General features: G+C 73.1%; 8 protein-coding genes and 1 pseudogene. 4 read left to right on the top strand and 5 right to left on the bottom strand.

Annotated elements, in window-relative coordinates:
- Positions 1-102 (bottom strand): annotated as a pseudogene (locus JS521_RS37650) (tetratricopeptide repeat protein); the annotation flags it as partial.
- 65 nt (positions 103-167) lie between these two features.
- Positions 168-797: a TetR/AcrR family transcriptional regulator gene (locus JS521_RS07125; protein ID WP_205081875.1), complete on the bottom strand. Its 630-nt coding sequence runs from the start codon at positions 795-797 to the stop codon at positions 168-170.
- A 163-nt stretch (positions 798-960) separates the two neighbouring features.
- Here JS521_RS07125 and JS521_RS07120 point away from each other — a divergent pair, with 163 nt between their 5' ends.
- Together JS521_RS07120 and JS521_RS07115 are read left to right on the top strand one after the other, a co-directional pair.
- Entirely contained in the window at positions 961-1,968 is a 1,008-nt protein-coding gene (locus tag JS521_RS07120; RefSeq protein WP_307847795.1) for a phosphatase PAP2 family protein, read from the top strand.
- Positions 1,965-2,927, top strand: coding sequence for a DMT family protein (locus JS521_RS07115; protein ID WP_205081874.1), 963 nt, complete (start codon positions 1,965-1,967; stop codon positions 2,925-2,927). The genes JS521_RS07120 and JS521_RS07115 overlap by 4 nt, the downstream gene beginning before the upstream one ends.
- 12 nt (positions 2,928-2,939) lie before the next feature.
- Here JS521_RS07115 and JS521_RS07110 read toward each other — a convergent pair whose 3' ends face one another.
- Entirely contained in the window at positions 2,940-3,470 is a 531-nt protein-coding gene (locus JS521_RS07110; protein WP_205081873.1) for a PadR family transcriptional regulator, read from the bottom strand.
- Between the two features lie 45 nt (positions 3,471-3,515).
- On the bottom strand, positions 3,516-5,531 hold the full coding sequence (locus JS521_RS07105; protein ID WP_205081872.1) for an NADPH-dependent 2,4-dienoyl-CoA reductase: 2,016 nt from the start codon (positions 5,529-5,531) through the stop codon (positions 3,516-3,518).
- 225 nt (positions 5,532-5,756) lie between these two features.
- Between JS521_RS07105 and JS521_RS07100 the strand changes: the two genes are divergently transcribed.
- Both JS521_RS07100 and JS521_RS37465 read left to right on the top strand, forming a co-directional pair.
- Positions 5,757-6,284, top strand: a complete 528-nt coding sequence (locus JS521_RS07100) for a DoxX family protein (protein ID WP_205081871.1) — start codon at positions 5,757-5,759, stop codon at positions 6,282-6,284.
- Positions 6,284-6,952: a DUF7144 family membrane protein gene (locus JS521_RS37465; RefSeq protein WP_205081870.1), complete on the top strand. Its 669-nt coding sequence runs from the start codon at positions 6,284-6,286 to the stop codon at positions 6,950-6,952. Before JS521_RS07100 ends, JS521_RS37465 begins: the two co-directional genes overlap by 1 nt.
- Here the strand turns inward: JS521_RS37465 and JS521_RS07090 are convergent.
- A complete protein-coding gene (locus JS521_RS07090; RefSeq protein WP_205081869.1) occupies positions 6,910-9,042 on the bottom strand; it encodes an MMPL family transporter in 2,133 nt (710 codons plus the stop codon). The two genes, JS521_RS37465 and JS521_RS07090, sit on opposite strands and share 43 nt — an antisense overlap.
- Positions 9,043-9,098 lie beyond the last annotated feature (56 nt).

Raw genomic sequence — 9,098 nt, 5'->3', positions numbered from 1 at the left:
CTCCAGAGCCGTGTCCAGCGAGCCGGTGTTGCGGTGGATCTGCGCGATGCCCTCCAGCGCCCACACGGTGTGCCGGGGCGCGCCCCCGGCGCGGGGCGCCGCCCCCGTCCCCACGGTGCGGCGCGGGTGGACCGTCCCCATCCGCCGGGACGGGCGGTCCACGTCTGTCAGGACTCCGGTGCCCCCGCGGTGAGTCCGAGGCCCGGGAGGATCGCCATCTCCACGAACCGGGTCAGATACGCGGCGTCGGCGTAACGCCCCTCCAGCAGCGGCCGGGCGCGCATCACGCCGAGCAGCTGGGCCGCCACGAACTCGGCCCCAGGGAGGTCCGCCGCGATCTCGCCGCGCTCCTGGCCCCGCCGGACCATCGCGTCGATCGCCGCGATCTCCGGCAGGATCAGCGCCTCGCGCAGTGCGCACAGCAGCTCCGGGCTCTGGAGTGCGGCATGGCTGAGGGCGTGCATCAGCGGGGTGTCCCTCCCCGAGGCCTCGCCGATCGCCCGCGCGGCCTCCAGGAGGTCCCCCGCCAGCGTCCCGGTGTCGATCTTCGGGAGTCGCATCCGCCGGGTGCCGTGCAGCGCGGCCACCACCAGCTCCGGCTTGGAGCCCCACTGCCGGTAGAGCGTCGACTTCCCGCACCGGGTGCGCGATGCGACGCCCTCCATCGTCAGCGACTCGTAACCGCTTTCCCGCAACAGCTCCAGCACCGCCGCGTACAGCTCCTGCGCCCGCTCCGGTGTGATCTTCGACCGGGGGGACGAGAGTGCTGACTCCGGTGCGGAATCGGGCGACGGCATGGGCTGTACCTCCAGCGGCGGTGCGGTGAGGTTCTCGATACGCCAGTGTACCGATACGCGCGTGTACCGATACGTCGGCGTATCGGTACACTGGCGTATCGATACGGCGTGGATCGATACGACCGGGCCGTCCTGCTACCGCTTCGCATCCAAGGGGGCACGGGTGAGACTCGCCCGCACCGAGCCCACGGACCAGGAGCCGGACATACGTGCCCGACCGCCCCTCGTCCGCGAGTTCCTTCTCGTGGCCGGACTCTTCCTGGCCTACAAATTCGGCCGCCAGGCCGCCAACGGCCATGTCGAGGAGGCGTTCCGCACCGCGGGGAACGTGTGGGACCTCGAACGCGCCCTGCACCTCCCCGGCGAGGGGGGTGTCCAGGGGCTGCTGCTGCACAGCCAGCCCCTGATCCACGCGGCGAACACCTACTACGCCGCCGTGCACTTCCCGGCCACGGCCCTCTTCCTGGTCTGGCTCTACTGGCGCCGTCCCGCGCACTACGTCCGGTCGCGCCGCGTCCTCGCCGCGCTCACCGCCGCCGCCCTGGTGCTGCACCTGCTGTTCCCGCTGGCCCCGCCCCGGATGCTGCCGGTCGCCGGACTCGTCGACACCGGACAGGTCTACGGGCCCACGGTGTACGGACAGACGCCCGCGACCGACACGATGGCGAACCAGTTCGCCGCGATGCCCTCGCTGCACGTCGGCTGGGCCGTGATGGTCGCCCTCGGGCTGATCGCCGCCACCCGCTCGCGGTGGCGCCTGCTCTGGCTGCTGCACCCGGCGATCACCCTGTTCGTCGTCGTGGGCACGGCCAACCACTACTGGCTCGACGCGATCGTCGTCGTGGCGCTGCTCGCCGTCGCCCTCGCCGTGTTCCGGCTGCCGGTGCCCGCCCGGAGCGGCCCTGCACAGCTGCCCCGGCCGGGCGCAGGAGGGAGCGGTGAGGGCACTCCCGTGCCGGCGTTCGCGGGTGGCACGCGCCTTGCGGCCTCCGGGACGTACGAGGGTGGTGCGCGCCCTGCGGCAGCCGAGGTGCCTGTGGCCTCCGGGACGTACGAGGGTGGTGCGCGCCCTGCGGCAACCGAGGCGCCTGTGGCCTCCGGGACGTACATGAGCGGTGCGCGCCCTGAGGCACCCGTGGCCTCTCGCACGTACGCGGGTGGCGCCCGATGAACGCCACCCTGCTCGCTGTCGCGCTCTCCCTCGTCTCCGCCGGCGCCTACGCGGCCGCCGCCGTCGCCCAGTCCCGGCTCGCCGGGCGTACCGACCCCGCCACCGGAGTCCTGCGGATGCTGGGCCGGGGCGCCTGGTGGTCGGCGGTCGGCCTCAACGCCGGGGGCGCGCTGCTGCACGTCGCCGCGCTCAACTACGGCCCGCTCACCCTGGTCCAGCCGCTCGGTGCGCTCACCCTCGTCGTCGCCGTCCCGCTCGGCGCGCGCGCCGCCGGACGCCGGGTCGGCCGCGTCGAGTGGCGGGGCACGGCCCTGACCCTGCTCGGCCTCGGCGCACTGCTCCTGACGGCGGGCGGATCCGCCCCGCACGAGACCCTCAGCCTGCCCGAGGCGCTCGGCGTGGGCGCGGCCACCATGGCCGTCGTCGCCGGGCTCAGCCGGCCGGGGGCCCGCCCGGGGCTGCGGCACGCGGCGGCGTCCGGGATCACCTCCGGTGTCGCCTCCGCGCTCACCCAGACCCTCACCGTCGCCGTCACCGACCACTCCGGCGGCCCGCTGTTCAGCTGGCGGCTGCTGACGGTGGCACTCCTGGTCTCCGCCTTCGCGATGGGCGGCCTGCTGCTGTCGCAGACCGCGTACCGGGGCGGGCTCGGCGCACCGCTCGCCGTGGTCACCCTCGCCAACCCGGTCGCCGCCGCCGCGATCGGCCTGGCCATGCTCGGCGAGCGCCTCCAGGGCGGGCCGGTCAGCCTGGTGCTCGCGCTCCTCGGCACGGCGGCGGCAGTGCGCGGGGTGGTCCTTCTCAGCCGGGCCCAGGCGCGGAACACGGACCCGGGTGACGTGCCCGAGGCCCCCGTGCCGGCGGATCCGGTGCCCTCCCGGATCGTCATCGGCAGCCCGCGCCTCGCGGCCGCCCCGGATCCCGTGGCCGTACCGGCGGGCGGTGCGCCGCACCCGTGAGGGTGCGTACGGTCAGCCGTCCAGGTCGGCGATGGCCCGGGTCAGCCAACTGATCCAGAACGTCTCCAGGTCGATGCCGCCCCGCAGCACCAGATACCGCAGCCGGTCCTCGTCGGTCGTCGGCGCGGGGGTGAAATTCCGCTCCTCGATCTCCCGGTACTCCGCCAGCTGGGCTTCGTGCAGCGCCAGGTGGCGGCGCAGCTCCGCTCCTATGCCGTCCGCGCCGACGACCGCCGCCGCCCGCATCCGCAGCAGCAGCGGATCCCGGACCGGCCGGGGGTCCTCGGGGAGCGCGACCCAGGCCGCCAGCTCCTCGCGGCCCGCGGGCAGCACCTCGTACTCCTTCTTCTGCCCCCGGGCCGTCACCGCCGTGGGAAGAGCCCTGATCCGCCCGGCCTCCTCCAGTTTTCCCAGCTCGCGATAGATCTGCTGGTGCGTCGACGACCAGAAGTAGCCGATCGACCGGTCGAACCTGCGGGTCAGTTCCAGACCCGAGGACGGCTTCTCCAGCAGGGCGGTGAGGATCGCGTGCGGCAGTGACATGGGGTGCATCCTAGGAAGGGCGAGGGATCGCAGCGGGACGCGGGTTCACAGCGCCGCGGCCAGCTCCGTGCCCTGGCGGATGGCCCGCTTCGCGTCCAGCTCCGCCGCCACGTCGGCGCCGCCGATCAGATGGACCGGGACGGCGCCGGCACTCAGCTCCTCGTACAGCTCGCGGCGCGGCTCCTGGCCCGCGCACAGCACGACCGTGTCGACCGGCAGCACGCGCCGCTCACCGTCGACGGTGAGGTGGAGGCCCTCGTCGTCGATGAGGTCGTACGAGGCCCCGGCGATCATCTCGACGCCCCGGTGGCGCAGCTCGGTGCGGTGGATCCACCCGGTCGTCTTGCCGAGCCCCGCACCGACCTTGGTGGTCCTGCGCTGGACCAGGTGGACCGTGCGCGGCGACTTGGGGCGCTCGGGGGTGCGCAGCCCGCCCCGGTCCTCGTACGCCGTGTCCACGCCCCACTGCCGGAAGAACGTGTCGGGGTCCAGGCTCGCCGCGTCGCCGCCGTCGGTCAGGAACTCCGCGACGTCGAAGCCGATGCCGCCCGCGCCGACGATCGCGACCCGGTCGCCGACCGGCGCCCCGTCGCGCAGTACGTCCAGGTAGCTCACCACGTTCGGGTGGTCCGTGCCCGGGATCGCCGGGGTGCGCGGCTCGACGCCGGTGGCCAGCACGATCTCGTCGAAGCCGTCCAGGGTGCCGGTGTCGGCCCGGGTGGAGAGCCGCACGTCGACGTCCAGCTCCGCCAGCCGCGTACGGAAGTAGCGCAGCGTCTCGTCGAACTCCTCCTTGCCCGGCACCCGGCGGGCCACGTTCAGCTGGCCGCCGATCTCGTCCGCCGTGTCGAACAGGGTCACCGCGTGCCCCCGTTCGGCCGCCGTCACCGAGCACGCGAGGCCCGCCGGACCCGCCCCGACCACGGCGACGCGTTTACGGGTCCGGGTGGGCGAGAGCACCAGCTCGGTCTCGTGGCAGGCGCGCGGATTGACCAGGCAGGAGGTGATCTTGAGGCTGAAGATGTGGTCCAGGCAGGCCTGGTTGCAGCCGATGCAGGTGTTGATCGCGTCCGCCCGGCCCGCCGCCGCCTTCGCGACGAACTCCGGGTCGGCGAGGAACGGGCGGGCCATCGACACCATGTCCGCCCGGCCGGAGGCGAGGATGTCCTCGGCGACCTCGGGGGTGTTGATGCGGTTGCTCGTCACCAGCGGTACGGAGACCGCGCCGCGGACCTTCTCGGTCACCCAGCTGAACGCGCCGCGCGGCACGGAGGTGGCGATCGTCGGGATCCGCGCCTCGTGCCAGCCGATGCCCGTGTTGATGATCGTCGCGCCCGCCGCCTCGATCTCCCGCGCGAGCGTCACGACCTCGTCCAGCGTCGAGCCGCCCGGCACCAGGTCCAGCATGGAGAGCCGGTAGATCAGGATGAAGTCGTCGCCGACCCGCTCACGGACCCGGCGCACGATCTCGAGGGGGAGCCGGATGCGGTTCTCGTAGCTGCCGCCCCAGCGGTCGGTGCGGTGGTTGGTCGCGAAGACGATGAACTCGTTGATCAGGTAGCCCTCGGAGCCCATGATCTCGACGCCGTCGTACCCGGCGAACCGCGCCAGCTCCGCCGCCCGGACGAACTCCTCGATGGTCTCCTCGACCTGCTCGTCGGTGAGCGCGTTCGGGACGAACCCGCTGATCGGGGCCTGGATCGCGCTCGGGGCCACCAGGTCCGGGTGGTGCGCGTAGCGGCCGAAGTGCAGGATCTGCATCGCGATCCGGCCGCCGGCCTCGTGCACCGCCGTGGTGATCTCCCGGTGCTGCTCCGCCTCCGCCTCGGTGGTCATCTTGGCCCCGCCGGGGAAGGAGCAGGCCCGCTCGCTGGGGGCGATGCCGCCGGTGACCATCAGGCCGACGCCGCCCCGGGCGCGCTCGGCGTAGAACGCCGCCATCCGCTCGAAGCCGCGCTCGGCCTCCTCCAGTCCGATGTGCATCGATCCCATGAGCACCCGGTTGGGAAGGGTGGTGAACCCGAGGTCCAGCGGGCTCAGCAGGGTCGGGTACAGGCTCATGAGGTCTCCTCCGCACAGGGTCGTCGGGACAGTTGTAGACCACGGTCAAGCGATTGTGCAACAAGTTGCACAATGATCTGCGTCGCACCCCGTCGCACCCCGTCGCGCCCCCGGGCCTTGCGGCGCCCGGCCCGTGCCCCGTACGGCCTACTCGGCCGCGCCCGTCCGCCACCCGCCGACGAGAGTGGGAGCCGTACCCGAACCCCCCTCACCCCGGGAGTCCTCATGGTCTGCGTCAACCGGCGTGATCTCGGTCTGCTCGCCCTGCGCGTCGGCACCGGCGCGGTGCTCGCCGCCCACGGCAGCCAGAAGCTGGCCGGCTGGTTCGGCGGGGGAGGGATCCAGGGCACCACGGCCGCGATGGAGGCGATGGGGTTCCACCCGCCCAAGCACAGCGCGGTGGCCGCCGGACTCGGTGAGGCGGGCGGCGGTGTGCTGCTGGCCCTGGGCCTGGCCACCCCGGCGGCGGGCGCGGCGGCGGCCGGGGCGATGGCGGGCGCGGTGGCCGTGCACGCCCCGGCGGGCTTCTTCGCCCAGGGCGGCGGCTACGAGTACCCGGCGTTCCTCGGCTTCACCGCTGCGGCCATCGGGCTGACCGGCCCCGGGCGCTACTCCGTGGACCACGTCACGTGCCATGTCTTCGACCGGCCCTGGATGGTCGCGCTGGCCTTCGCAGGTAGTGCGGCCGCGGCGGCCGCGGTGGTCGGCCGGCGGGCGAAGGGGCAGACGGAGCGGCCGGGGGAGGAGTCCTGATGAGCGAGGACCCCTCGGGGAGTGCGGGCCCGTCCCGGGCCACCGGCCCGTCCGGCGCGGCTGACCCCGCGCGGGCTGCGGACCCGTCCCAGGCCTATGACCCGCCCGGCCCGGCCTACCTGTCCCGACCCGACGGCCGGCCGCCGTCCGGCCCAGAGCAGGAGCCCCGGACCGGACCCGGGCAGGAGCCCCGGACCGGACCCGGGCAGGGCGACACTCCGTGGCAGCGCGCCGACGGCCCTGCCGTTCCCGCACCGGTGCCCGATCCGGGCAGCCTCTGGGTGACCGGCGGAGTGCTCCTGGCCGGAATGCTGATGCTCTGCCAGGGCGTCGTGGCGGCCCTGGAGGGCATCGCGGCCCTCGCCGACGGCGATGTCTACGGCGACGTCGGCGAGTACCTCTACCGGATCAGCCTCACCGGCTGGGGCTGGATCCACCTGGTGCTCGGCGTCTGCGTGGCCGTCACCGGGGCCGCACTGCTCAGGGGGGCGAGCTGGGCGAGAGTGGCCGGCATCCTCTTCGCCTCCCTGAGCCTCTTCGCGCACTTCCTCTTCCTGCCGTACGCGCCCTTGTGGTCGGTGATCGTCATCGCCCTGGACATCTTCATCATCTGGGCGCTGTCCGCCTACCGGGATCCGGACCCGGTCCCGGCCGCCGTGCGGCGCTGACCGTCCGACCCTTCCCGGCTCAGGGCCCCGGGCCACCACGCCTTCGGCCCGATGTCCCGTACCAGCGCCGGGACGAGCAGCGACCGGACGACCAGCGTGTCCAGCAGGACGCCGAAGGCCACGATGAACGCGATCTGGAGCAGGAACGCCAGCGGGATCACGCCCAGCGCCGCGAAGGTGGCCGCCAGGACGACGCCCGCCGAGGTGATGACCCCGCCGGTCGTGGTCAGCCCGCGCAGGATGCCCTCCCGGGTGCCGTGTCGCAGCGACTCCTCCCGGACCCGGGACATCAGGAAGATGTTGTAGTCGACGCCCAGGGCGACCAGGAACACGAACCCGTACAGCGGAACCGACGAATCCGTGCCGCTGAAGCCGAACACATGGGTGAAGACCAGCGAGGAGATGCCGAGCGTGGCGAGGAAGTTCAGCGCCACGGTCGCCACCAGCAGCACCGGCATCAGCAGCGACCGCAGCAGGAACACCAGGATCACCAGGATGATCGCCAGCACCACCGGAACGATCAGCATGCGGTCGTCCTCGGCCGTGCGCTGGGTGTCGTACTGCTGGGCGGTGTAGCCGCCGACCAGCGCGTCCGATCCCGGTACCGCGTGGACCGCGGTGCGCAGGTCCGCCACCGTCTCCTTCGCCCCGTCGCTGTCCGCCGCGTCCTTGAGCGTCGCGTCGATACGGACCTTGCCGTCGACGACCAGGGGTTCGCCGCCCGGCCGCCCGCTCGCGCTCACCGGCGCGACCGAGGCCACCCCGTCGGTACGTTCGGCGGCCTCCGTGACCTCGGGGAGCCGGTCGGCCGCCGCGATGATCACCGCAGGGTTGCCGGAGCCGCCGGGGAAGTGCTCGCTCAGCGTCTCCTGGGCGGCCACGGACGGGGCGTCGTTGACGAAGATCTCGTCCAGCGGCACGCCCTTGGAGGTGAGCGTCGGGGCGAACGCCGCACAGGCGATCAGGGCCGCCAGGGTGAACGCCCAGACCTTGCGTGGCGAGCGGTCGACGAGGGCCGCGACCTTGTGCCAGATGCCGTGGCCGCCGGACACCTTGTCGTCGGCGGGCTTGGGCTTCGCCGGCCAGTAGGCCTTCCGGCCCAGCAGCACCAGCGCGGCGGGCAGGAAGGTGAGGGCGCTCAGGACCGAGCAGACGATGCCGATCGCGCCCACGGGGCCGAGGGCCCGGTTGTTGGTGAGGTCGCTCAGCAGCAGGGCGAGGAGCCCCGCCGCCACCGTCGCGGCGCTCGCCGTGATCGGGCCGAAGGACTCGCGCAGCGCGACGCGCATCGCGGTGAACCGGTCGCCGTGGACGGCGAGTTCCTCCCGGAACCGGGCGGTGAGCAGCAGCGCGTAGTCCGTCGCCGCGCCGATCACCAGGATCGACAGGATGCCCTGCACCTGACCGTCCACGCGCACGATGTCGTGGTCGGCGAGCACGTAGACGACCGCGCAGGCCAGGCCGAGGGCGAACACCGCGCCGAGGATGATGACGAAGGGCAGCAGCACACTGCGGTAGACCAGCAGCAGAATGACCAGCACCGTGATCAGGGCGACCCCGAGCAGCAGCCCGTCGATGCCCGCGAAGGCGTCGGACAGATCGGCCTGACTGGCGGCAGGCCCCGCGAGCTGGACCGTCGTGCCGGGCACGGACGCGCCCGCCTTCTCGACCTTCTCCAGTGCCGTCGGCAGCTCGTCCCCCAGATCCGGGCTCAGCTGCACGATCCCCTGGAGGGCCAGGCCGTCCTCGGAGGGCAGCGCGGGGGAGGGTTTCCCGGCGACGCCTTCGCTTCCGGCGAGCGAGGCGAGGGCGCCGGTGGCGGCCTCCCGCTGCTCGTCGCCCACGGGGGCGTCCTGCTCCTTCGAGGTCCAGACGAGGATGACCGGCAGGGTCTCGTTCTGCTGGAACGCCTTCTGGGCGTCGATGACTTGCGTGGACTCGGCGTTCTGGGGCAGGAAGGCGGCCTGGTCGTTGGTGGCGACCTCGCCGAGCTTTCCGGCGTACGGTCCGAGCCCGCCGCCGATGCCGAGCCAGGCGATCAGCAGGACGACGGGGACCAGCCAGCGGACCGACCGTGCAGGGGTGGGCATGTCTCTCCCGAGGGGTGGAGATATCTCATCGGCAAACAATCTCAATCGTTGAAATA

The organism is Streptomyces durocortorensis (genome assembly GCF_016901035.1).
GTDB classification, from domain to species: Bacteria; Actinomycetota; Actinomycetes; order Streptomycetales; family Streptomycetaceae; genus Streptomyces; species Streptomyces durocortorensis.
The sequence above is the reverse complement of the archived record's forward strand: the minus strand, read 5'-3'. Positions and strand labels throughout refer to the sequence as shown.